At 52.8% G+C, this 229-nt stretch carries 1 tRNA gene; it reads right to left on the reverse strand.

The features are described from left to right. Positions 1-68 precede the first annotated feature (68 nt). A tRNA-Arg gene (locus ACNA6I_RS23105) sits at positions 69-145 on the reverse strand. Positions 146-229: the final 84 nt, after the last annotated feature.

Below are 229 nucleotides of genomic sequence, written 5' to 3' on the forward strand. Positions count from 1 at the left end.
GATTCGAACCTGCGACCCCTTGGTCCCAAACCAAGTGCTCTACCAAGCTGAGCTACTTCCCGATACTATGGCGCGCCCGAGAGGAGTCGAACCCCTAACCTTTTGATCCGTAGTCAAACGCTCTATCCAATTGAGCTACGGGCGCACGTATTTATCATCCTGCATCAAGTGAATCCAATGAAGGATTGTAAACCTGTGCTTCTGTCGGTCCGCCACTGCGGCGAGGCAA

The organism is Rossellomorea sp. FS2 (genome assembly GCF_047915635.1).
In the GTDB taxonomy this organism is placed as follows: domain Bacteria; phylum Bacillota; class Bacilli; order Bacillales; family Bacillaceae_B; genus Rossellomorea; species Rossellomorea marisflavi_A.